We start from the raw sequence: 22,887 nt of genomic DNA, 5'->3' as shown, positions 1-22,887 counted from the left end.
TGCCAAATCGTTATGTCAGATAACTTTTGAGAAGCGGTTTTTGTGTTTTTTTCTAAATATTCATCAAATACCATGGCAACATTGCGACCAAGCAAGCGGCCCCTAGGTAAGACGCGAATGCCAGCAGCATCCATATCAATCAGTCTATCTGCTTGCATCTCTCCCAGCTGTTGAATCTCATTGATGAAGTAGGTAATCGCATCGATACCGAATTTTTGATTCACATCTTTAAAATCAAGATAGTCGTGGCAGAGCAGGTTCATGATGACATATTCACGTAAGCGATCTTTGATGGACGTTTTAATATATTTCACCGCAGGCATGACCATAGGATTGGTTTTGGCAGCATCAATCTTAGCTTGATAGTTTTGCAAATCAGTATCATTTTGCAGGATATAGCGCGTATTGCTATTGGCAATTTGACTGATGGATGAGACACCAAAGCCCAATAAATCACAATCGCCCATGATGGTGTAGCCCTGAAAATTACGATGTAATTTTCCTTCGCGCTGGGCGATCGCTAGCTCATCGTCAGGCTTAGCAAAGTGATCGATACCGATATATTGATAGCCCGCTTCGGTTAGCGTGTTAACGGTGTTGCCGAGCATAGCGAGCTTAGCTGCTGGGCTAGGTAGGTCTTCATCTTTGATCTGACGTTGGGCTTTGAAACGCTCAGGTAGATGCGCATAGTTAAAGACAGACAGACGATCTGGTGACATTTCAATGATACGTTGTACCGTTTTGTCTAACGTGTCAGGCGTTTGATGCGGCAAACCATAAATCAGATCGATATTGATGGAGTGAAAACCAAGCCCTCGCGCCTCTGTTAATACATTCTCAATAAGCTCTACTGAGTGCACACGATTGACCGCGATTTGTACCGTTTCATCTAAGTCTTGCACGCCTAAGCTGATACGATTAAAACCAAGGTTTCGTAATATCTTTAGCGTATTATCACTCAGCTCACGCGGGTCGATTTCGATAGAGTAGTCGCCTTCATCATCACTCAAAAACTCAAACTGCGTCTGTAAAAACTCCCACAGCTTAACCATCTCTTCATCACGCAAAAACGTTGGCGTACCACCGCCCAAATGCAGCTGCTTGACCAAGGGCTTATCGCTACCTTCTGGCACAGACAGCAAGCGGCGTTTAAGGGCAATCTCAGCCATTAAATACTGCAGATAATCACCAGAGTCGCTATTTTTTTTGGTAATAATCTTATTGCAGGCGCAGTAATAGCAAAGGTGACGGCAAAACGGAATGTGAAAGTATAAAGACAACGGCGCGCGTGACTCACGATTCTGCAAGATTTTCGTCTCAAGACCAACTGCCTCAAAACCATTTACTCCAATATTCTCAGGTATCGGCGTGAACTCTAGAGCAGTTGGATAAGAGGTATAACGCGGACCTGAACGATTGTACTTATTGATGATGGCTTCATCGAATGCTGGTAGCTGCTTACTAGTAATACTACCGCGGGTACTGGCATAAGGGTTGTCTGGTTGCATAACAGGACGCGTGGTCGACGGCGGCGCTTCCGCATCATTGTAGGGCTGCGGGTTAGTTTGTGCTGAATAATCTGTCATGCGGTATTCCTCGTTTTGACCCATAGTGGCTATAGCGTCGCTTTTTTGTGCTGCCAGATGATAACGTTTGCAGTAACAGCTTGGCTATTATAGCAACTGTCTTAAAATATGGTCATTATTATACCAAATCCCTACTTTTAGTATGGTATATCGTGATGGTTTTTAGCATTAATATTGACGGCTTTGGTTTGAGATGATTGTTTTAATGTCCTACCTATATTTTTTTATAAAACACGACATTTGCACGCTGATAAATAATACTTTATCATCGATTAATCTCTAATATTAGGAAACGCTGATGTCGTTTGCTCAAGTCTATACTCGCTCAGTTGTCGGTTTGCATGCACCTAAAGTCATCATCGAAGTTCACTTATCGCAAGGGTTACCAGCACTAACCATCGTTGGTCTACCTGAAGCGGCCGTGCGCGAGTAAAGACAGAGTACGCTCTGCCATTCTTAATTCAGGTTTTCAGTTTCCCAATCGGCGTCTAACGATTAATTTAGCACCTGCTGATTTACCTAAAGATGGCGCGCGTCTGGACTTGCCAATCGCTATTGGGATATTGGCGGCAAGCGGACAACTTGAGCCAGAAGTATTATCGGGGTTTGAGTTTATTGGCGAGTTGGCACTCAACGGTGAGCTGCGGCAGGTGACCGGTAGCTTGGCTGTCGCTCGCGCGATTAAGGCAGAAGGATTGACATCAACGTTGTCGAAAACGTTGTCAAAGGCGAGTGACTCTGTAAAAAATGAGCAAAATGTTACCTTACAGAGCGCACCACAATTAATCGTACCGATTGACAATGGTCGTGAGGCCAGTCGCGTTGATGGTGTGACGATATTGGCAGCGAAGAGTCTAAAAGCAGTATGTAACCACTTGCAGTCACTGGCGGATCCAAGCGGATCTTATGACTGCTGTAATAGTTCCAAATTAATGGCAAAAAATCTAAATTAATGGCACAATAATATTACTAATGAATATGAGAACAGTATGAGCCATTTTTTGACAAAAATACTCCTAGAGAAAAGTATAAAAATTCCTTCGATATTAGCAACTACATTAAGCCTCATTCTCAGGTCGATTATGATACAGACGCTAATTCTGAACCTGACCGTAATTATACGGTAAATCATTTTAACAAGAATTTTGAATATGTAGTTGTGTGGTATGACAAGGATTTTATTGCGCCTACTAATGCAAGTTCAAGCTCCAATAGTAATGGAACAGTTACTTATATAGACGTCCCTATTCGCTAATTTAACAGAGCCTAAATACATTAAAAAAGGAAGTAAAGAAAAGGCTACTAGCTATTTAAAGCTAAGAATTCATATTAACCACATACATAAGTTACCTTTTGGTAGCATCTGGAAGAATGGTAAATCAAAAGAGCGTTTTGTTCTTGAGTCCTACGAGGTTGAAGTCAAAGATAATTATAATATTCATTCTTTTCAAAAGCATATTATGATATGAGCGTTGGTGCAGCAATAGATCTTAAAGAAAGTCCTACATCTGAGGAAACTATTAAAAGAAGTCAACTAATAAACGAAATGCCATTCGATAGTACAAAATACTTTGAAAAAATAAATAGCTATGATAAAAATCAATTGATAAATATTAATGATGGTGAACGTAAGATTATAATTCACCCTCTATCTTTATTTATTATCCATTATGGGTATTCAATGGATATAAAACGTATTATTAGTAGATATAACTTAGATAAAATAAAGGAAAAACTAATCCCAAAAAAACGAACAGATCGAAGAAAGAATGAAGGCTGAGGGAGTGGGTGAGTACATTTTATTGCCTCCAAAATTTACTCAAAGAGATGCTGTATTCCTACATCAGTTAAAATATAACTTAAATGTATGGAAAAAGTTGAGAAAATACATAACAATATCCAAGAAGCTAAAGATAATAAAAAAAGAAATGTTCGAATTGATTTTTGGCATCGACCTTTGACCTTACGTATCAAGGGCATCCCTATTGGAGACAAGATATTATGTGCAAATATTATTGGTATCAGTGAACCTAAACTTGATCCCATTAATCTTGTTCTTCAACCAAAAAGACGACTTAGCACTGATGAATCTATAGAGAGTCAAGATTTTTTTGACAGTAAGGCAGTATATACCACCAGATAATATTGAGGGATTTGAATTTTACTCATAACCCTGTGAACAACCTAACGACCCTAGTACTGCTTGAAAGACTGGAAGCAATAGGCGATCTAGTTATAATCAATAAGATAACAAGCGGTATAGTTTCTAAGCCCATCAATAGTAGCACACATTTTGTCAAAGAAGAGATGCCAGAGGAGTTGGGTGTAGGAGAAAAAAATTGGAAAGGATCAACGGGTTTAGCCAAAGGACTCTTTGACGTAAAAAAAGACGATCAGTCTCGCTTTAACAAAATTTGGCAACATGCTAAAGATTACTCGAAACAAAAATCATGGAACCGCTCGCTGGTTTACTTTTTGGTCAGGGGCTGCAAGAGCAGGACGATTTTTATGTGATGTCATTAGCAAAGTTACACTCTACTCTTCATGATTTATACTGGCCTGAGTATGTTTTAGTAATAGAATTGCAAATTGCGGAAAATAAATATTATATTTTAGAGTTTGGAGAAGTAGATTTAAAGAAGAAAAATGATTCAAAAAACGTTGGAATAAGACTGAAAGGTTTTAATGGTATCGCTTATAAAACTGACAAAGATGAAGATTTTTTTAGTAAGGGATGGTAAGCTAGTTCAATTAATAACAAAAGTTGTTAGTTTAAATGGAACTTTAAACTCTGAATTTACTAACTTTTATAATGGAAAGTTAGCTTTGTTTAAGCATCCTAACTCGATTAATAGTAATTGGGTCAGAAACGGTATAGATAACTTATAACACACTTAGAAACCAACTAATCAAATATAAAATTAGTATTATTATCGACAATGCGACTATATTCAAAGTAACTTAACAATAGGTATGTCCGCTTCAGCCCAGTCTAGATCATGAAGTTCCTGCTTTGTAAGCCAAGATAAGTTATTATGCTCTACTTTTTTTATAGATTCTTTTTTATAAATGCTGCATCTATAAAAAGTAATATGAACCTTGAAGTCTGGATATTGATGTTCTATTTTTTTAGTATGGATACTATTTCAATATTTGCATCTAGCTCTTCTAGTATCTCACGATGGAGTGCTTGTTCGAGAGTCTCGTTAGACTCAACTTTACCACCCGGAAATTCAAATTTATACGATAGATATTCGAACTTACTTTTTTTCCTTTGTGCGCATAGATATTTATCGTCGTGCTTTATTACTGCGGCAACAACATTAATCACACTCATAATAGCCTCTTACGGGAAAAAAGATGATCATTTCATATCAATCAAGAGAACTAAGAGATAGCTCAATAAACGACTTTCTTAGTTTCTATCAGCTTACAGAAGAAGCTAGAGAAAAGCTAAAGTTTATCTTGACAACCTTAGCAGCAGGAGACACCCTACAAGACATACCTGCTCAAAATGACTTTTATTTTGAAAAGATACTTTGCAAGTTAATTTATCTAGTGATATTGTAGCTCAATTTTCTATAGCTAATAAGTCCCATCTAGGTAAAAGCGAGAATTACGACTGGAAAACAGTTAGTAGGCTAAAGCTCAAATATATAGGATAAAATAGCAATGATACACGATTTTCAGCCTAATTGGGTTTACCACCCTTCTCAAACTATACTAAAGTTTTTGGAAGGGAAGTAATATTGACCAATCTTGTTTGAGTGGCAGTTTTCTTAAGAAGTTAAACAATCAACAGATAGATATCGATTCTGACATAGCTACTTACCTAACTCAACTTATAGGTGGGAGTGAAGATTTTTGGCTAAATATACAAAACAACTATGAGAAGAGTATTAGAAGATTTCAAGAGAGCAGTATCGATAGCAATTTTGAAGATTACTACACACTTGTTCAAGAGATGAAAAAAGATCGTGGTTACCAAGTTCAGATTATAAATACCTTGATCAATTGAACTTAAAAAGTTTTTTTGGTATTTCGGATTTGAGTCCATTAAACGAAGAAAGTATATATAAGAATTTCTTAGGATCAAAGTATAAAAGAATTGGAAGCTATGAGTTTTCAACAATGAACATTGCAGCATTTATGCGTATGGCAGAGTTAGAGTTTAAGAAGCAACATATCCCAAACGATTTCAATAAGCATCTTTTTCTAGAAAAATTACAACAAATCAAAATCTTATCTAGGAAAAGAGGGTTAAAAAATTTTAAGGAAGATTTGCTGGAAACTTGTATTGAATGTGGTGTCGCTGTAGTGTTCTTAAGTACTTTGGATAAATGCCCTATAAGGGGCGTGTCAAAGTTTATAGAAGGCAAAGGAATGATTGTCATTACTAACAAATACAATCAAGACCATCTTTTTGGCAGACTTTTTTCATGAGGCTGCACACCTGATTTTACACCAAGATCAAATGACACATTACGATTTTGGTGAGCCTAAAGACAATGAACAATATGATGAGTGTGAAAAGGAAGCTGATGATTTTATGGTTTCACAGTTAATCCACCCTTTCACTCTAAAAGAGATCGAACAAAAGTTGATTTTAAATTAGTACGTAGAGACAAACGTTCTAGCTTTGCAAATTTGTGTAGAGTCGCTAACGAGGTTAATCTGTCACCAAGCCTACTTATAGGAGTATTAAAGTCTTCTCAAAAAATAGATTACAGGTATTTTAATGATAGACATAGACCTATATTTGATAACTCCTCTATACCAGAGGTACTTAGTTAAACCTTGGCATATTCTGTAAATAACAGATGGTAAAGGGTAGGGTCTAAATTGATTACCCTTTATAAGCATGAAATTCATTAGGTGATTTTTGCCAGTTGCATAATGCGTCTTCCATCTCTTGATAGCCAATTTCAAGGTGGTCTGCTAGACCCATAGCGTAGCTATCTAATTGCTCGTCTGAGAAACTACCAAAGATAAGTTTAGCCCCGTCTTTAGGACCAGTTGACCCAACGATATGGCAGTTATCAGCTTCAACGTTAACCAAACCAGTTTTAGATAGCATAGATAAATAGTCAAATGTCGATAATCGCCCAAAGCTATGTATATTACGTCGAATTACTGGGAAAAGTGTTCTAAAATGTTCTTTAGGATCTTCTAAACTGTTATTTATGAACAGGTTGTAGTGACCATCGTTAACTTTAACGAAGTTTATGTAATCTTCAAACACTCTAGGTATATCTCTTAAAGTTTTAAACTTCGCATGATTACCAAATTTTGGTTTATTTTGTGAGTTGATAAGATTATCTGCTAATCTAGGAAATATTTGAGTATTGTTACTAGCAACTTCCCACGTCAGTTTCTCATCTACACCCGAGTATAATTGTCTTAAGAAATTCCAGTTTGATTGGTAATTCTCTGCTGTATAGACCAATAGAAAAGTCAACCAACATGCTTCATCATAATCTCTGTCTTTTAGGTATAAAATTGCTCTTACTGGGTCAAAAATAGGGTCTTGAGGGTCTAGCCTTCGGGTATCAATATCTCTGTTTGAAACAGCATTGAAGTATTTAACCCGTTTCATGCTTTCGATAATTTGCATAGCTAAAACCTCATACGAGATTCTAGAAAGCCCACAGGAAAGCCCTTCGTTTGTAAGGTATTCGGTAATGTCATTAGCTAATATGACTGAATAATCGACTCTTTCTTGATATTTCATAAACGGCCTACTTAAAGTCTTTTCTGTTAATTTCATTGATTTTTTTATCTAGAAAATAGAGTATAGGGTCACTTCTACATAAATCTCTAAGTTCTTTTAATTCGTTTTGTCTACCTCGCTTAGCGTATGAATAAGACAATAGGATGATAGCTATCTCTTGCCAAAATATATCTTTAATGCTGTGGATATCAAAGTCGTCTTGTAAAGACTGCGTTCTCAGCTTTTCTTCTAATTCTTTAATGATGTTAAAATCATTCTCTAAATAAGAAGGGTTTATGGGTTCCATCGTAGCTTTGTTTTGCCATCCTTCAATATGTAAAAAACTATCAACTATAGTTTTATCTTTATTATAGATATGTAGACTTCCAACGAAGTGTGTATAAATGCCTAATTCTAACGCTTCATTGTCTTTCGCTAACTCTGCCCACATAAGTTCTTGGATAAGAGTAAAACTAAATAAGTCATGTATTAGACCTTTAGTAGCATCATTAGATCTCATTATTGTAGTCAAGTGGAGCGCATTATCTCTGATGAAGAACTGTAATGAACAGGTACAAGGAATGTCTCTAGAGTCGTCCCTAAAAAGGTCTTCTTTATCATATATAGATATTACAGCTCTTCGTGTTTCAGGCTTTTGTTTGAGAAGATCTTTAATCGCTCTAAATTGATTCTTTATACCAAACACTCTAGAACCATACGCACCCAAAACAGGGGTGTTTTCACCTTGTTTATAGTCGATAAAATCTCGGTAGTTTGATATGTAATATTCTATGAAATTAATACTATCACTTCCGCTCACGTACCAAAAAAACTCGCCAATACAGCTGATCAGTTTACTTCTAGATTCTGAGATACTTAGTCTTGCTCTTGGGTTAGTTAGAATAAGTTGAACATTTCTAATTTCATTGTTTACTCCTTTTGAGGACTCCACTTCATCTCCGCAATTTATGATTTGAGAGAAAGTTGAGTTCAATAGATCATCCAACGAATCTTCTTTAATAATCATTTTAACACCTTACTTAAAATAAGCTCATTTGATTCGTATTCAGGGTTAAAGAGCGATTGTATTCAAGCTCAGCTTTTAACTTCTTTGCACATTCAATTATTTTTTTCTACTTGATGGTAAAGCCCCCTTACTGATGGCTATTTCTCTGGTTCTGACAGTAATATCATAATGAGGATAACTGGCATTTTTATGGAACCATCGTTTGTCTACATTAATAAGCAAAGCAAAGTCATGCAGCTCATCAAGACTATCGGCCAGCAAGTGACACCACCTGTCTTGCCTAAAACTTATATTTGCAAAATCTACGTAGACAGCCATTAGTTTGCTCCCGTCAAACAAGGTATAAAATGTACTTTAAAAAATAACTAGACTATAGTACTTTAATTATTATGTCACTAAAATAGGAAGAGATACTGAAATTAAGTTTTTCTGTGGTAACGGGTTGACCCATACTGCATGTGGAGTTTTACAAACTATAAAAGTAATCTAACAACTTATGAGATTAGAATGAACAATTATATAGCTGTTTTCCTAGTATTCCCCATGCTAGCAATTCCACTTGTGGCTTTCTGGCTGTGTTTGAAACCTAAATGGTTACAGTCTACTAACTTTTGCCAAGTAATAGAATACTATTTGCTTTAGTTGCGACTATATCTTGGATTATATCTATCCTGATAATCATTATAGCGTATGACTGGGAGCATCAAACAACTATGTCAGAGCAGTTAGTAGGTGGTCTAGGCTGCCTCATATTTAGCTTTGGGTTCATACTAATGTTTAAAGAAAAGCTAATTACGGAAAAGTAAGCTATGCGAAAAATTGACGAAAAATTCTTAAAATCATCATTAATATTTACTTTTTTTGCCTTAACCGGATACTTCGCGTTGAACTATATTGCTAAAAGCCATGTTTCTAATACAGCTGATAGTAACGTGGGTATTAATCAAGCGCCTTTAGTTGTTATTGATACATTACAAGGGTACTGGTTGTTTGGCTACCTACTTTTATTAGGGGTATTAGTTTTGCATTGGACAATTAAGCGAGTAACGAGCTGATGAGTAAGCGAGAGTTAAAGGCTCTTCAAAGGAAGTTCAACAATAAACTAGATAAAGAGGGAATTACGGTAGATTTTTATAATCGTCATGAAGCTTTGAAACCTACACTGGATGAAATAGGCCGAGCGCTTGCAGAGAAGCATAATACTGCTAATGAAAAAGACTATGAATGGATGAAATGGCTTATTGTTATTGCTTCTGGAGTATTTTCAGTCATAGTGTCTCAAATTACTAGAATGTCCCCAGCACTTGACAGCTCTCTGCTGTTCATACAGAGTAATCAGTTATCCCTATTTAAAGTAGCTATTATTGCTAATGCTTTGGGTATTATCTTTGGAGCTGTTTATTTGTATGCTGATATAAGAAGTGAGAGAGATTTAGCTGATAAACTAAGTATTCAACGTTTGTACCTACTCTTAGAAGGAGCTAACAGGTACGAGTCCATTATTCCTTCTAGCAACTTTCGCATATTCTCATATTGTAAAAGAGCTAGTCTACTTTGCTTTTTAGCATCTATTGGAGCTTGGATTGTATTTATTTGGCTGATGTAATACGTTTTAAAAGAGGATCTATGCAAAACCTAATAGAAGCAAGACAGTTAAGTTTAGTTTTTCCTGAATCATCATTGCCTTTATTTTCAGAAATTGATATTTTTTGACTAATGAGTTACATGCGTTAATTGGCAGAAATGGAGTAGGAAAATCCTGTTTAGCAGCAATACTAGCAGATAGGTTGCAGCCTAGTGAAGGTGTTGTACAACGCTTTTGCAAAATAGGCTACTTGGCTCAGGGAGAAACTGAAATAGTAGGAACCGCAGGTGATGTTTTAGGTGTTAGTGAAATACAACGAGTAAGCTCACGTATTCTCAATGGTGAAGGTACGCCAGAAGATTTTAGTTTTATGGACGATAAGTGGAACTGGGAGGCTGAAACAGACGCATTGTTGGCAGAAGGTGAGCTATCACTAGATATACTTGAGCGTCCATTTAAGTCACTTAGCGGTGGTGAGCAGACACGTTTAAAACTTTTAGCATTAAAAAGGCAAGGATGTAAGTTTTTAATACTTGATGAGCCTAGCAACCATTTAGATCAGGGATGGTCGCGTGTGGTTATCTCAATGGCTAAAGAGTTTTAATGGCGGTGTTTTGTTAGTGTCACATGATCCCATTTTATTAGAACAAGTACAGATTGTTTATGAATTAACGAGTACGGGGATTTCGATAAGTCGTGGTGGTTGGCATGACTGGTTAGAAAGTCAAGAACAGCTACTTTTAGGTGCGCAAAGAAGTGCTGATCAGGCAAAAAAAGAACTACAGCAAGCCAAGCGAGAACAGCAAGCTGCTCAAGAGAAGACCGAACAGCGCCAAAGTCGTGGTAAAAGCAAACGTAAAGATAGCAATCAAAGTAAGATTATTTTAGATCGTGAGTTAGGGCGCTCAGAGGCTACTCAATCACGTAAAGCGAAGCTACACGATGATCGAATACAAAATGCTGGTGAACAAGCAGCTAGTGCTAAGGCTCAATTAGAGATTATAGAGCCGCTTGCTATCGTAACGGCTACTCCCGAAGTTGCCAGTAATCCACTGCTACATCTATCTAACGTTGTCTTACCTTTTGGCATCACAACTCCATTGAGTTTAATCGTGAATAAGGGTGAACGTATTGCCGTTACTGGTAAGAATGGTAGTGGCAAATCCACTTTGCTAAAGGTCATATCAGGTCAGCTTGAAGCGCTACAAGGTGAAATAGCAGTTACTCAGTCCTATCGCCTCATGGATCAGCATTTTTCTTTTCTCGATAAAGATCTGTCCGCATTAGATAATTTTCGTCAGCAAGCATCTGGTTGGACAGAGGATTTATATCGAACTCGATTGGCATAACTGAGGATTAAAGGAGATGCTGCAATAAAGCCAGTTAATACATTAAGCGGTGGCGAACAATTAAAAGTAGCCCTTGCATGTCTATTTTGTGGTCCTACTGCTCCAGCCTTACTGTTACTAGATGAACCTGATAACCACTTAGATATAGAATCGAAAAACTTGCTCCAGCAAGCATTACACGACTATACAGGTGCAATTATCTTGGTATCTCATGATCAGAGTTTTATAGAGGCTATAGGTGATATAGATAATCTGACATTAAAAAAATAGTTTTAAGATATAAATATTAATAGGGAAAAGTGTATGCTTAACATATTAAGCTGTTGATTAGTATAGAGTTAATGCTGTATATATAGATTGTAAAATAGACAAATAAAACCAATCAGGTTTTGTTTATATTTTTAGTATTTGAGCTTTTAAACCAAAGAGAATTATATGACAGCAGTTGTAGCGATTTTAAATAAGACAGGTATGGCGTTAGCCGCAGATAGTGCTGCGACAATTACTAATGGTGATACATCAACTAGCAAGGTTTTCAATACAGCTAACAAAGTCTTCACTTTATCCAAACACCATCCAGTTGCGATCATGATCTTTAACAATGCAGAGTTTCTTTATACACCTTGGGAGCTAATCATCAAGTTGTATAGAAAAATCTAAAGAAAAAATCATTCAGAACGGTTAAAGAGTACAGCGATGATTTCAGAAAATTTCTTATAAAAAATGAATTGTTGAACTTTAGAAAAAAGAAAAAGCTTTTCTTACGACGAAGTTACAGGTTATAGTCAATGGAATTATAAATGAGACGAGAAACCATCTATACTCTCAGAGTGATTATGACGCTTTATCGGCGTTACAAGATTTAGATTCACATGAAGATATACCTTCTGAAAAAATTGATAGTGTGAAAAGGATAATATCTATACTAGAAAGCATCATTGATAAAGATATCGTAATTTTCAACGACTCAGATAAGGTAGAAGGTCTAAATGAGGTAGATCTAAAAAGTTTTAAGCAGAGTAATAAGAGTTTTATTTATGAAATTATTGATGATGTATTTAAAAATAGCACTCCGTTACTACTACATTCAGATAATATTGAAGAATTAAGAGCAAAGATTGCTGATTTATTCATTAGTATTCTATCATCTAATCACTTTTGTTAGGTTTTACGGGGTTAGTTTTTGTAGGCTACGGTAATGAACAGTTATATCCAGCTCTATATTCTATCCAAACAGATGGTGTAGTCAGTGGGAACCTTCGTTACAGTGTTACTGGCGATATCGTAATTAGTGACGAACATAACTGCGACCTTGTACCATTTGCACAAACTGATGTAATGAATACTTTTATTCAAGGCATAAATCCTGAGCTGTACAACGTCGTCAATGATTCATTGTACAAATCATTAGCGAGTAATTTAGATACTTATAATGATATAATTATTGCGAATACAGAGGGAGAGGTTAACGAGGAGCTTCTAGAGACTTTAAAGCAAGATTTTAAAGAAAGTATTATGGTATCGATGCAGAATAATATACAATCTGTTCTACATAACTCCCATATACAACCAACTTTACAAGCTTTAAGATTTCTATCTAAGGAAGATTTAGCGGAACTTGCAGAGAGTTTGATCTATCTAACATTCCTGAAAAGACGAACGACGTCTTCATTGGAAAGTGTTGGTGGTGCGATTGATGTAGCAATTATCAGTAAAGGCGATGGCTTTATTTGGAAAAAGCGAAAACATTACTTTGAAGATAAGCTTAATCAACATTTCTTTCAAAACTACTTTGATCAGTGAGTTGCTGCAATTATTCCAAATAAGGAGATATACCATGTTAAACAAAACTGAATTCCCGTTTGCGTTTGATAGCAACGCTTACAATACGGTCAGAAAGAGTAAAGATGTATTTCTTCTTGGACAGGACAAATTGACTGAAGAAGAGATGTACAGTAATATTTATGAAAATCGTGAGCGTATTTCAGACCATATAGCTAGTAAAGCATCAGCTAGATTTAGACAAAGCTTAATAGATAAAGGACTTCTCAGCGAAAATGAAGTTGAGGCTTAAAAGCTTGCAAACAATCGGTGACAACGTAAAAAACCAGAAACTCTAGTTTCTGGTTTTTAGTATAAAGATAGTGGTAAGTAAGCTGATCAGAACCGTAGAGTGTTCAACGTGTTGACTACAAGTATTTTAATTTGAACATAACGCTTCACAAGGGATACCGTCTTTATCACCATCAATGGTGGTATTACCACACCTAAGCTGCTGCTTGGCCTCCACGCAAGATGACATTTGGCTACAAGTTTTTTTAATGAAGTTGCTACAAATCGCATTACTAGGTGGATTTGGGATAATATGGTCGGAACCACTAGAGGAGTCTGCACTTGGTTTGCTATAACACTTGCTTACTCCTTTCGATGGTAGTCGCTCATTATCGAATGTAAGATCAGAGCTGTTTTTACCGCTACGGTAGTCTGATGGTTTGATAGGATACAAGTTTGACCATAATCCTCGTCCATTTAATCGAGCTACAATTTCAGCGTTAGCGTATTCAATACGGTCGTAAGGTGTCTGACTGCTTTGATACTCTTTATAATGCCAAGCAGCTCCTTTTTGTAGCTGATTTAGATTGCAATCAATATTATTAGCAATCACTTTACCAAGCAAGCGATCGTATCGATCGCGTTCAGTCCACTCGATAGTTACAATAGCATTGTTCACGCACTGAGATAACTCTGTGGTGCTTTTAGTTCCATATTCTTGTTTCGACTCAGGTGCATCAATACCTAATAGGCGTACACGCTCACTTTGCCCTGATAATGGAGTGACCTCAACAGTGTCACCATCAATAACACGAATACCTGTGGTGTTTAGAACGTTAGCATCAAAGCACTTAATGGCGTTATCACCGTCATCTCCATTACTATCGCTATTATTAGATCCTGAGCTACTTTCAATGACGCCAGAAGGATTGGGGGGAAGCTCGTCATAACCACCACCGCATCCCACCAAGGAAACAGCGATAGTTAAGCATAAACCTTTAATAAAGAGGTTCATATTTAACCGCCCGGACAGATAGATTCACAAGGTACGCCATCTTTATCGCGGTCTAATCTGGTATTACCGCATTTAAGCGCTTGCTTGGCCTGTTCACAACTAACCATCTGACCACAAACACGCGGTAAACCTTTACATTGCGAGCCACCATCATCCTTAGCAAACAGAGGATGATTAACCTCAGCGGCATTATAAAACGGATTATCAGTAGTAGTAACAGTGCCATTTGACGACATTGCAAAGACAGATATTACTGTTGCTAAGATTAATCTTTTCATAAATAAATCCTTTTAAAAAATTTCTAGAGAAGAGGGATTATCCTCTACACTAGAAACTCTATATTTGTTCAATAAGAAAATATATTATATATAGACCTCTTGCAAAAGTACCGTTTTATTGACCTTCGTTAACGGAGTATCAAGGGCTAGCAATGACTTATGCAAGAGATCTTATGTAAACTTTGGTCTTGAACATTGAATTAGTATTTTTATGTAATCTCTGATATTCAAGTTATTGAAAGTTAACTAAAATTTAGGTAATGCAAATTGTTTATTGTCGTATTGAACTAGCATTAGATTTTGGTACTCTTTACATGGCTTGATATCCACATCTGATAGCGTTTTTATGCTGACGAAAAATCGATGGAAATACCTAATACCATAGTTGATCCATTGGATCTTTTCCTTATCGTTTAACGGGTCGGTTAGCATGGCTAGCGCTATAAATCGCCTTTCAAATTTTTGTCGATCCTTATCTCCAACTATTTTATAAGCTGGTCTAACAGGTTCTTGTTTAGACACCCGTTTACAAACAAGATTAAGTTGATAATGATTGTTCAAGTATTGAACAAAACAGACCATAGCTGATATTTGACCTTTATTCATAATCAAATACCTATCTATTTGAGCTTGTGAAGGCGTTTGTGAGCCGTGTAAACCATAGTAGTAGTATAAACTAATCATAGGTTGAAAAGTCGTTCTAACAGAGCTTGGTTTGCTTTGACGGCGCTTCTGTCTTTCATTCAAAAAATACAAATATTCTTGCAATATGCATGGCGGGTCATCATCGAAGGCTACGAACATCTCTTGGATAGCCGCTTGTGAAATAATAATTTGTTCTGTTGTGTCATCGACACAGATTTGATGAGTTTTTAAAAGCCATCCAAGTACGGGCATATTTTTTGGATAAAATGATTATCAAAGGTGTAAGTTATACTCTCATAGGATGGTATCTTGCCCCATTGTAAATCGCACTCCTTGAAAAACTCAAGAAATCTGTACGCAGGGGCAACGAAGTTTCTTTTGCCAGTTCGACTACTAAGGAACGCACTAAAATCAGTGTAGCTTCGATAAAGATTATGACTTAGTAGCTCTTCTGGTTCTCTTGTTAGGTTTCGCTTTGTCATATATTTTCAACTTCTCAATCCTTATCTGCATTCTTTCCCAAGAAGTATTAACCGCTTTTGCTGACTTAGGTTTAGCAGATATTCTACTTCCTTTAATTCGACGCTTTACAGCTGGAGGAAGCTCATTGTAAATGGGCAAAAAGCTTGTGGTATGACAGGTCGCTTACCCAACCGAAAGCTATTTTGCGTTAAATTATTTTTCCTACAGGCCAATAGCCAGTTATCAAATGTGATTTTGAGCATTCGGTTAGCGTAGGCCATAAGCATTACTCTTTCTTCATAGGGTAAGTAGTCAAATTTCAGCCCTGTTCTAGTTTTACTTAGCTCAAAACCGTCAATACCTATATTAAGGGTTTCTATTAGGTTTTTATAAATTAAATCTTTTCTAAAGTACTCTTTCTTATGAGGTTGATAAAAAATAATATCAGCTCAAACCAGTCACCGGAGGTTATTGAATGCCCAAAAATCACTGCTTGATTGGTGCTCAATACTCGTTCAGCCTGTAATTGAAACTCATAAGTATCTGCGCATAGAACTTGATTTACTTTTTCAGCACTTAGTTTTTCTCGGCAATGAGGACATCTATTGATAAATCGATGATTTGCTTTAATCAGATGTGGTTGATACGGCAATTCACAGCTAGAACACGAATTTTGTAGTGGTTTTAAGTGCTGTTCACAGTAAACAATCCAACTAAATCGCCATTTTAATCTCAAATATGCATTTTTGTCCTCTTGCATACATTGGGCACAATATTGATGACCTACCATAGTTTTAGAATGAAACTTGGGAATAGGTAATACCCAAGTAAGACTAATATTTGATCGATACTCTAACCCAATATCTTCGTTGAGCTGTATTAAGCTTCTATTATCAAAGAATTCAATATTAGTTTGAGCAAGCACTGCCATGTCCTGATGTATTTGCTTATCAATATGATTAAAGCCTTTATCAAAATCATGATGACGCAAATTGTATTTAGACCAGTGATAAAAAAGAATTGTAGAAAGGTCACAGCCTTGATTTAAAGATGCCCGTATTAACCATGAGTTTATGCTTTCACCATCTAAAAGAGGGCGTAGCAACGGGTAATGGTTTTACGCTAACCATCACCTGAGTCCCTTCGGTTGGACGAATATCTTTGTTTTTAGTTAGAATATCTTCGGTAATTTGTTCTGTACCGCTAAGGATGGCATCTTTGGCACAAACTGATAGAAGCCTATGAACATTGCCTAAATTTCCTTTTGAAACAGCATGAATAAGAGCAGCAGTTTTCGGTTGATGTAACTCAGATGGCTTTTTAAGCGGAAAGACGCTTTCGAGTCGAAAAAGTAGTTCTTGAAACTTTTTATCTAATTTCCAAAGAGGGACTTCTACAATGTCGAATCGACTAGCGTGTTGAGGATCAGTATGTAGTACACGTTTTGCATCCTGTGTTCCAATACCGACAATCGGTATCTGTAATTCATTACATAATGTCTTCAAAGCATTCATTACCTGACGTTGCTGTCTTGGTGTACCTGTAAGTAATGAGTGAAGCTCATCAACCATGATCATCTTGACTTGATACTCGCGGCATAAATGAAGCACTTGATAGAGCAATGAAGATGCTGAATCTTTCGTTCTATAGGGCATATGAAGTGCCTCTAGAATAGACATATAGAGGTCTTTTTCATTAGTGCTTGAAGGTGCATTTGCAAAAATAACAGGCTTGACTAAAATGCCGTTCTCTTCCACTGGCATACCGTGCTTTCTAAAAAAACGATGAGCAATACTGGTTTTTCCGTTATTCGAATCACCGACTATTAGCAGGTTCGGCATTCTTAGTCTTTTTGGAAACCTTAAAAGCCCATTTAGCTCTAAAATTATATTGTCTGCTACCTCATAATTGACCCAACGGACTTCATTAATAAAATCTAATCGATCATCATCAGGATATTCTACAAGATGACGAAAATCTTTATATACATGAAGGTAAGACTCATTGTTATCAGCGGTAATTTCATTCATTATTCAATATCTCCAAAATCAAAATCAGTCGTATCTAGAAGTAGACCATTTTGCTCAACGACACTCTTTTCAGATTTTTTAGAAGCCTCTATTGATGGCTGCAAGTTTGTTTGAATATCATCACTGTTAGTCGGCTCTAGATCACTAGCAGTATTGGCATTGTTTCTTTTACTCGCCATTATTGTTTTGGCTACGATAGTTTGACTTTTAGCATGTGTTTTTGAAGTTGCGCTTGTCTACGAGCAGACTTTGTTTTTTTAGAAGAATCTTCGATTAAGTCTCGCATCTCGGTCAAAGCTTCATAGATTTGATGTTCATTTATATACTCATTTCCTTTATCAGCAATTTGCTTCCGAATTTTTCTGTATTCCCATAGACTCATACTTGGTAGCTGCTGGTTAGCAAAGGGGACGGTGAAATACTGATGTAAACTTGGATCGTAGAACCAAATTTTACTAATGTCTCTTGGATCGCGTCTAAATAAAAAGTGTTTCTTACTTCCATCTTTATTTTTGGCATTAATAAAAATATTTAAGCAGGGATCGTAATAGCGTAAGGAGTCGATAGTTACACCAAAATGCTGAATAGTTCGCTCAAAACTTGGCATGAAGTCTAACAGTAAGGTTTTTGAATCTTCTGGTAATGATGGTAAGCCTGTACCAATGCTTTCACCATCACCATGAATACCTAGATACCATTGTTCCGTAGGACTTCGCCCTAAAGTGCTATGAATTCGCTTGTGATAAACCTTTGTTATAAAGGTAAGAAGCCAAACCTCAAACTCATCTAAGGTAAGTGTCGCTTCTTTTCAGAGTCATAATTGTCTTTTTCCTTGATATTAGAAAATGTCGTACCATTGATGCCATGAACCTCTTTCATAAAAGTACCAATGAGACGTTCAATATGCCCACCAAATTGAGGTCTTGCTACTGGTCTAAATTCAAGGTTAATCCCGTGAATCTCACACGAACGAGCCAGAGTGTTTGATCGAAAGTCGGCACCATTATCGACGTGTATTTTTTGTGGATAGCCATACACTTGCCATTCTGTATGGTCAATACCATGCTCAAGTAAAAGACTCTCTTTTGTAAGATACTTCTTGCAACACACATTGCAACGGAGGTTGCTGACGGTGGATCTAAAGACAAATAATATCCTGTAATCATTCGGCTATAGACATCGATAGCCAGTGTTAAATATGGTCTACCAATAGATTTTCGGTGTTCGTTATCGACTAGCATTAAATCAACAGGTGTATGGTCTATTTGAATCACGCTCAATGGGTAATCTGCGTTAGGAAAGGAATGGGGCGTGGGTTTGAATTTTTCCTAGCTTGCTCTATTTGTCCACGCTTTTTAAGCTGTTCATACTCTGAAATTTGATCAATACGTAATTTGATAGCTTTTTTACTTGGTTTATCGATTTTCTCCATAGAACAAAGACGAAAAACTTCACGATAAGTCTGCTCTAAACTAGCCCTTTGTTTCGTTAAATAGAATGCTTTTATGGCTCTTTGAATAACATCGTCCTGAGCCTTGGTTAAACGTGAGTCACCTTCTTTCCAACCCCGTTTTTTCTCTACCAGCCCTGCAATAGAACCAACAGCTTGATACTGCTTAATCCAGCGATATAATGAACGAATTGAGACATTGATCTCCTTTGAGCGTTCCATAATTAATTTTCGATGGTTATAGCTATGCTCAGTATTGATAATAGGTTTGATTGCCTCAAACTTAGACTGTGCTTTTGCCACTCTTCATCGCCAATAGCACTAATATCAACATTGATATGATCATTATTCTGATCTTTAATATTTAACAAACTTTGTATGTTAACAATACTGGTTTTACCCGTTTCAACACTACGAACTACGACCTCTGTACTCTCGTTTAAGTACTCGACTAGCTCATAGTGTTTATTATCAGACTTATTTAGATAGGTTTTCCCTTTACGCAAATCAATACGTCCACGCCTGATCTCAAACCTATCTAAACCCCTCATCATCATGGTCAATCATGAAACCATACCCTTTCGTTGTTGATATTGACTCATTTATTGTATCTACATCAATACCTAATTTTTGAAAATCATCTAAATGCCTGTCAAAGATAGATGAATTAGTGTCTACAATTCTACTATTATTCATAATCCACCCATACCTCTGTTAAGTCATTAATTTCAAGGAATAAATTAAATTTTAATCGTTTAGTGGCAAGTAAATGATAAATTACTCGTAATCCGTGATTGCGCAAGCAAGAGCCTGTGTAAAAACGGGTTAATAGGTAATCTATGGTGGTTGTACCCATAAGCATAACCTGCTCTAAAACCGCTTCCTTATCCCTCTTCTTCGATTGCAGAGTTTTTGAACCTCATTAAGAGATTGATATTATCTAAAGCTGTATTCTTAATACGACTCTCGTCATAGATATGAAATACATAACCATTGTTTTTACAATAGCGCTGCATCGTCTTCCACTTATCCGACCAGTCTCTCCAGTGCGCTTGCCATAGATCATGTGGTTTAACCTCAATAATCATATTTGGCTTATCAACATCTTCTGCGAACTTGATAAAAAAGTCAGGGGTATACTTATAAGTAATGCCATTCTTGACGAAAGGTATAGTAATTGGTTGAGCAACTATATCCTCTACATCTTCTCGAAAGGCATGGACTATAATTAAATCGCGCTCTAAAGTTGATTCATAAGGTAATGATTCACCTTTATATGGAATTCTTCCTGATACGCTCATTCTAGTCGGTTTTATTTTGCGCATTTGTTTCATAATAATTTGTCGCTTATTTAGCATTTATTGAAATTTATGACAGCTATTTGGTATATATTTGCCATTTAATTGGTAGGTATTGGAATAGAAAAGAGATGATATTGAAGGGTATTGTGCCAGTAATTTGGGATTATTACACGTGTGGTTATGATGGCGATACCTCAGGGCGCTGCCGCTGTCGACCTGAGCAAATCAAACGCTATCAAGACAAACTCTCAGGGCCACTATTAGATCGTATTGATTTGCATATTACCGTACCAGCATTGCAGATTGCTGACTTACAAAGCGCGCAGGCAGGGGAAACATCCAAACAAGTACGCGAGCGAGTAGCAGCCGCGCATCAGCATCAATTAAAACGACAACAAAAAGTCAATAATGAGCTAAGCCCGAGCGAAATCGATGAATATATCAAATTAGGCGACAGCGAAAAACAACTATTGCAACTTGCTCAGCAGCGCTTGAATTTATCCGCACGCGGCTACCATCGGTGTTACGAGTCGCGCGTACTATCGCGGACTTGGCCAACAGTACAGATATTAACAGCGCCCATGTGTCAGAGGCGCTCAGCTATCGTAGTAAGGAGTAGTCTTCGTTTGAGCCAACTATCACATCCGTTTGATAGAGGCTTTTATGGGTTAGATGTTATCTTTCATAATCCAAGTAACCAAATCCGTAAAATGATCAAACGCCTCGGTTGGGCCGAGTTCACGAATGTCTTGCCCGTAGTTATAGCCATAGGATAGTCCAAGCGTGTCCATATTGGCGTTTTGACCCGCCAAGATGTCGTTTCTAGAATCGCCAATCATAATCGCTTGGTCAGGAGTAATCCCCAATTGAGTACAGACATGCAGTAGGGGCGCTGGATCTGGCTTTTTGGTGGATAGACTGTCGCCGCCCATCACTTCACTAAACAGATCTTGCCAGCCGAATGATTCTAATATTTTGGGGACAAAACGAATGGGTTTGTTAGTGACTAGAGCGAGCGTGTAGCCAGCCGCGTGAAGTTGTTTAAGGCCACTATCGACATCGGGATAAGCAACGGTTTTGCTACCACCAATCTTAGTATATGCCTCAAAAATATTTGCTCCGCGTGATCGGCCTCGGCTTTGGTCAGTGCGCCCTCTGGGACAGTGATATCACCGACCAAAGCACGCTCTACAAGCATTCGTGAACCATTGCCTATCCAATTGCGTATCGTCTCAATTGGGTAGGTGTCTTTACCAAGCGTGGTCAGCATTGCATTGGTGGCATCGGCCAAATCAGGCACGCTATCAATGAGTGTGCCATCAAAAATCAAAAATTAAAAGTTGCTTATTCATTGTTCCTCACTATTGAAAGTCATTATATTTATTGTATTAGATATTCCGTGTTATACCTTAGCACGGTAGTATTTTAAGACTGGTCAATTTAGTGTTGTTATATTCTCAAGTTTATGAGCATTAGCAGTTACTCGACATCTTTATATAGTCAATCCACTAAAAGCGTTACAGCGTTAACCTCGCTTGAAGTATGACGTATACATCTGCACTCGGTTGCCTTGTACCACTCTTAAATTGGATCAACTATAACGCGCGCGGTGTTCTTTTTCATTCTTAGATAATCTTCGTTCTCACGACACTGGTCCCATTTTTGCTTAAAAATACGCGCCGATTCTGCCTTGATCGGGTCTTCGGCTTGTCGTGGTAACTCTTCGCGACCATGGGCGCCGCTTTGGCCTTTTTGTCATCAGGTACTGGCCCTTTATATTTTTTTACCGCCCTTGTGATTGGCATAGCGGCGAGCACGAGTGTAACCCATTTGGATGAACTTACGTGCCATATCCGCGCCAACGAAGTCATCATCTGCTAAATAATCTAAAAACATCTGATAAATGGTTTCACTGCTCTCGCGGGCGATATCAGGCGTGGCAAAACGCCAATGCGGGAGGATTTCAGACTTGTAAGGCTCTACAAGTAATACGCCTTGCTCACCGCGCCCGACGCGGTATAACTCAGGATGCGCGCGCAGATCAAGATTTTTATAATCCAAGTCGTAATCAAATTCTCTCATATCTGCCACCTAGGCTCTGTACTATGATGGGTATCTATTCATTCATAGTTACTGAGTATACTGAGCCAAGCGGTGTAGAAAAAAGCACAAAAATGTTATACAACCGTGAGTAAAGCGAGCGATGAGTATAAATAACAGACATAAAAAAAGCCCCAAACATTGCTGTTCGGGGCTTTTAGAATCTATTAACGAATGGTGGCTCGAGGCAGGATCGAACTGCCGACACACGGATTTTCAATCCGTTGCTCTACCGACTGAGCTATCGAGCCGTCTTCGTTGAGGCGCTATTAAACTAAATATAGGCTCGGCTGTCAA

General features: G+C 37.4%; 28 protein-coding genes, 1 tRNA gene and 5 pseudogenes. 15 read left to right on the top strand and 19 right to left on the bottom strand.

Annotation, left to right across the window (positions count from 1 at the left end; genetic code table 11):
- Nucleotides 1-15: 15 nt before the first annotated feature.
- Nucleotides 16-1,508, bottom strand: a pseudogene (hemN, locus tag PKHYL_RS16805) (oxygen-independent coproporphyrinogen III oxidase).
- 376 nt (nt 1,509-1,884) lie between these two features.
- Between hemN and PKHYL_RS16800 the strand changes: the two are divergent.
- The 4 genes and pseudogenes from PKHYL_RS16800 to PKHYL_RS16785 form a co-directional block, all read left to right on the top strand.
- Nucleotides 1,885-2,464, top strand: a pseudogene (locus PKHYL_RS16800) (magnesium chelatase domain-containing protein); the annotation flags it as partial.
- Between the two features lie 587 nt (nt 2,465-3,051).
- Nucleotides 3,052-3,366: a hypothetical protein gene (locus tag PKHYL_RS16795; RefSeq protein WP_240365676.1), complete on the top strand. Its 315-nt coding sequence runs from the start codon at nt 3,052-3,054 to the stop codon at nt 3,364-3,366.
- 87 nt (nt 3,367-3,453) lie between these two features.
- Complete coding sequence (locus PKHYL_RS16790) at nt 3,454-3,729, top strand: hypothetical protein (protein WP_240365675.1); 276 nt, start codon at nt 3,454-3,456, stop codon at nt 3,727-3,729.
- Between the two features lie 307 nt (nt 3,730-4,036).
- A complete protein-coding gene (locus PKHYL_RS16785; protein ID WP_240365674.1) occupies nt 4,037-4,327 on the top strand; it encodes a hypothetical protein in 291 nt (96 codons plus the stop codon).
- A gap of 380 nt (nt 4,328-4,707) precedes the next feature.
- Here PKHYL_RS16785 and PKHYL_RS18395 read toward each other — a convergent pair whose 3' ends face one another.
- The gene (locus PKHYL_RS18395) at nt 4,708-4,923 is read right to left on the bottom strand and encodes an NUDIX domain-containing protein (RefSeq protein ID WP_332835912.1); all 216 of its coding nucleotides are present in this window, start codon (nt 4,921-4,923) and stop codon (nt 4,708-4,710) included.
- Nucleotides 4,924-5,349: 426 nt separating this feature from the next.
- Between PKHYL_RS18395 and PKHYL_RS16775 the strand changes: the two genes are divergently transcribed.
- The 3 genes from PKHYL_RS16775 to PKHYL_RS16765 are packed head-to-tail and all read left to right on the top strand — an operon-like array spanning nt 5,350 to nt 6,201.
- Nucleotides 5,350-5,604 carry a hypothetical protein gene (locus tag PKHYL_RS16775; RefSeq protein ID WP_240365673.1) on the top strand — a complete coding sequence of 85 codons (255 nt, stop codon included), beginning with the start codon at nt 5,350-5,352 and terminating at the stop codon, nt 5,602-5,604.
- Nucleotides 5,605-5,633: 29 nt separating this feature from the next.
- Nucleotides 5,634-6,029 carry a hypothetical protein gene (locus tag PKHYL_RS16770; RefSeq protein WP_240365672.1) on the top strand — a complete coding sequence of 132 codons (396 nt, stop codon included), beginning with the start codon at nt 5,634-5,636 and terminating at the stop codon, nt 6,027-6,029.
- A complete protein-coding gene (locus tag PKHYL_RS16765; RefSeq protein WP_240365671.1) occupies nt 6,010-6,201 on the top strand; it encodes a hypothetical protein in 192 nt (63 codons plus the stop codon). Before PKHYL_RS16770 ends, PKHYL_RS16765 begins: the two co-directional genes overlap by 20 nt.
- 231 nt (nt 6,202-6,432) lie before the next feature.
- Here PKHYL_RS16765 and PKHYL_RS16760 read toward each other — a convergent pair whose 3' ends face one another.
- The 3 genes from PKHYL_RS16760 to PKHYL_RS18390 form a co-directional block, all read right to left on the bottom strand.
- Entirely contained in the window at nt 6,433-7,317 is an 885-nt protein-coding gene (locus PKHYL_RS16760) for an alpha-glutamyl/putrescinyl thymine pyrophosphorylase clade 3 protein (protein WP_240365670.1), read from the bottom strand.
- A gap of 7 nt (nt 7,318-7,324) precedes the next feature.
- Nucleotides 7,325-8,323 (bottom strand): thymidylate synthase, encoded by a 999-nt coding sequence (locus tag PKHYL_RS16755; protein WP_240365669.1) that lies wholly within the window; start codon nt 8,321-8,323, stop codon nt 7,325-7,327.
- A gap of 96 nt (nt 8,324-8,419) precedes the next feature.
- Nucleotides 8,420-8,584, bottom strand: a complete 165-nt coding sequence (locus tag PKHYL_RS18390) for a DUF4031 domain-containing protein (RefSeq protein WP_332835911.1) — start codon at nt 8,582-8,584, stop codon at nt 8,420-8,422.
- A 548-nt stretch (nt 8,585-9,132) separates the two neighbouring features.
- Between PKHYL_RS18390 and PKHYL_RS16745 the strand changes: the two genes are divergently transcribed.
- The 7 genes from PKHYL_RS16745 to PKHYL_RS16715 all read left to right on the top strand — a co-directional run bounded on the left by PKHYL_RS16745 (nt 9,133) and on the right by PKHYL_RS16715 (nt 13,331).
- Nucleotides 9,133-9,378 carry a hypothetical protein gene (locus PKHYL_RS16745; RefSeq protein WP_240365668.1) on the top strand — a complete coding sequence of 82 codons (246 nt, stop codon included), beginning with the start codon at nt 9,133-9,135 and terminating at the stop codon, nt 9,376-9,378.
- A complete protein-coding gene (locus PKHYL_RS16740; RefSeq protein ID WP_240365667.1) occupies nt 9,378-9,929 on the top strand; it encodes a hypothetical protein in 552 nt (183 codons plus the stop codon). Before PKHYL_RS16745 ends, PKHYL_RS16740 begins: the two co-directional genes overlap by 1 nt.
- A gap of 103 nt (nt 9,930-10,032) precedes the next feature.
- Nucleotides 10,033-10,512, top strand: a complete 480-nt coding sequence (locus PKHYL_RS16735) for an ATP-binding cassette domain-containing protein (protein WP_240365666.1) — start codon at nt 10,033-10,035, stop codon at nt 10,510-10,512.
- Nucleotides 10,481-11,257 (top strand): ATP-binding cassette domain-containing protein, encoded by a 777-nt coding sequence (locus PKHYL_RS16730; protein WP_240365665.1) that lies wholly within the window; start codon nt 10,481-10,483, stop codon nt 11,255-11,257. Before PKHYL_RS16735 ends, PKHYL_RS16730 begins: the two co-directional genes overlap by 32 nt.
- A 435-nt stretch (nt 11,258-11,692) precedes the next feature.
- On the top strand, nt 11,693-11,917 hold the full coding sequence (locus tag PKHYL_RS16725; RefSeq protein ID WP_240365664.1) for a hypothetical protein: 225 nt from the start codon (nt 11,693-11,695) through the stop codon (nt 11,915-11,917).
- A gap of 498 nt (nt 11,918-12,415) precedes the next feature.
- Nucleotides 12,416-13,060: a hypothetical protein gene (locus PKHYL_RS16720; RefSeq protein ID WP_240365663.1), complete on the top strand. Its 645-nt coding sequence runs from the start codon at nt 12,416-12,418 to the stop codon at nt 13,058-13,060.
- Nucleotides 13,061-13,094: 34 nt separating this feature from the next.
- The gene (locus PKHYL_RS16715) at nt 13,095-13,331 is read left to right on the top strand and encodes a hypothetical protein (RefSeq protein ID WP_240365662.1); all 237 of its coding nucleotides are present in this window, start codon (nt 13,095-13,097) and stop codon (nt 13,329-13,331) included.
- Nucleotides 13,332-13,457: 126 nt separating this feature from the next.
- Here PKHYL_RS16715 and PKHYL_RS16710 read toward each other — a convergent pair whose 3' ends face one another.
- The 11 genes from PKHYL_RS16710 to PKHYL_RS16665 form a co-directional block, all read right to left on the bottom strand.
- Complete coding sequence (locus tag PKHYL_RS16710) at nt 13,458-14,324, bottom strand: thermonuclease family protein (RefSeq protein WP_240365661.1); 867 nt, start codon at nt 14,322-14,324, stop codon at nt 13,458-13,460.
- 2 nt (nt 14,325-14,326) lie between these two features.
- The gene (locus tag PKHYL_RS16705; protein ID WP_240365660.1) at nt 14,327-14,602 is read right to left on the bottom strand and encodes an excalibur calcium-binding domain-containing protein; all 276 of its coding nucleotides are present in this window, start codon (nt 14,600-14,602) and stop codon (nt 14,327-14,329) included.
- A 246-nt stretch (nt 14,603-14,848) separates the two neighbouring features.
- On the bottom strand, nt 14,849-15,499 hold the full coding sequence (locus PKHYL_RS16700) for a hypothetical protein (RefSeq protein WP_240365659.1): 651 nt from the start codon (nt 15,497-15,499) through the stop codon (nt 14,849-14,851).
- Nucleotides 15,500-16,103: 604 nt separating this feature from the next.
- Complete coding sequence (locus tag PKHYL_RS16695; protein WP_240365658.1) at nt 16,104-16,814, bottom strand: TniQ family protein; 711 nt, start codon at nt 16,812-16,814, stop codon at nt 16,104-16,106.
- Nucleotides 16,789-17,739, bottom strand: coding sequence for a TniB family NTP-binding protein (locus tag PKHYL_RS16690; protein ID WP_240365657.1), 951 nt, complete (start codon nt 17,737-17,739; stop codon nt 16,789-16,791). Before PKHYL_RS16690 ends, PKHYL_RS16695 begins: the two co-directional genes overlap by 26 nt.
- Nucleotides 17,739-17,918: a hypothetical protein gene (locus tag PKHYL_RS16685; protein WP_240365656.1), complete on the bottom strand. Its 180-nt coding sequence runs from the start codon at nt 17,916-17,918 to the stop codon at nt 17,739-17,741. The genes PKHYL_RS16690 and PKHYL_RS16685 overlap by 1 nt, the downstream gene beginning before the upstream one ends.
- 11 nt (nt 17,919-17,929) lie before the next feature.
- Nucleotides 17,930-18,346 (bottom strand): Mu transposase C-terminal domain-containing protein, encoded by a 417-nt coding sequence (locus PKHYL_RS16680; protein WP_240365655.1) that lies wholly within the window; start codon nt 18,344-18,346, stop codon nt 17,930-17,932.
- A 179-nt stretch (nt 18,347-18,525) separates the two neighbouring features.
- Nucleotides 18,526-18,849: a hypothetical protein gene (locus tag PKHYL_RS16675; RefSeq protein WP_240365654.1), complete on the bottom strand. Its 324-nt coding sequence runs from the start codon at nt 18,847-18,849 to the stop codon at nt 18,526-18,528.
- A gap of 166 nt (nt 18,850-19,015) precedes the next feature.
- Complete coding sequence (locus tag PKHYL_RS16670; protein WP_240365653.1) at nt 19,016-19,492, bottom strand: helix-turn-helix domain-containing protein; 477 nt, start codon at nt 19,490-19,492, stop codon at nt 19,016-19,018.
- A 385-nt stretch (nt 19,493-19,877) separates the two neighbouring features.
- Complete coding sequence (locus PKHYL_RS19145) at nt 19,878-20,045, bottom strand: hypothetical protein (RefSeq protein ID WP_442966092.1); 168 nt, start codon at nt 20,043-20,045, stop codon at nt 19,878-19,880.
- 28 nt (nt 20,046-20,073) lie between these two features.
- Nucleotides 20,074-20,523 (bottom strand): Tn7 transposase TnsA N-terminal domain-containing protein, encoded by a 450-nt coding sequence (locus tag PKHYL_RS16665; RefSeq protein ID WP_240365652.1) that lies wholly within the window; start codon nt 20,521-20,523, stop codon nt 20,074-20,076.
- A gap of 140 nt (nt 20,524-20,663) precedes the next feature.
- Here PKHYL_RS16665 and PKHYL_RS16660 point away from each other — a divergent pair.
- Nucleotides 20,664-21,109, top strand: a pseudogene (locus PKHYL_RS16660) (ATP-binding protein); the annotation flags it as partial.
- 49 nt (nt 21,110-21,158) lie between these two features.
- On the opposite strand, the pseudogene PKHYL_RS16655 reads toward PKHYL_RS16660, so the two are convergent.
- The 3 genes and pseudogenes from PKHYL_RS16655 to PKHYL_RS16645 form a co-directional block, all read right to left on the bottom strand.
- Nucleotides 21,159-21,842 (bottom strand): annotated as a pseudogene (locus PKHYL_RS16655) (phosphoglycolate phosphatase).
- 229 nt (nt 21,843-22,071) lie between these two features.
- Nucleotides 22,072-22,572, bottom strand: a pseudogene (locus tag PKHYL_RS16650) (DUF4385 domain-containing protein).
- A gap of 193 nt (nt 22,573-22,765) precedes the next feature.
- A tRNA-Phe gene (locus PKHYL_RS16645) sits at nt 22,766-22,841 on the bottom strand.
- Nucleotides 22,842-22,887: the final 46 nt, after the last annotated feature.

The organism is Psychrobacter sp. KH172YL61 (genome assembly GCF_007182895.1).
In the GTDB taxonomy this organism is placed as follows: Bacteria; Pseudomonadota; Gammaproteobacteria; order Pseudomonadales; family Moraxellaceae; genus Psychrobacter; species Psychrobacter pacificensis.
The sequence above is the reverse complement of the archived record's forward strand: the minus strand, read 5'-3'. Positions and strand labels throughout refer to the sequence as shown.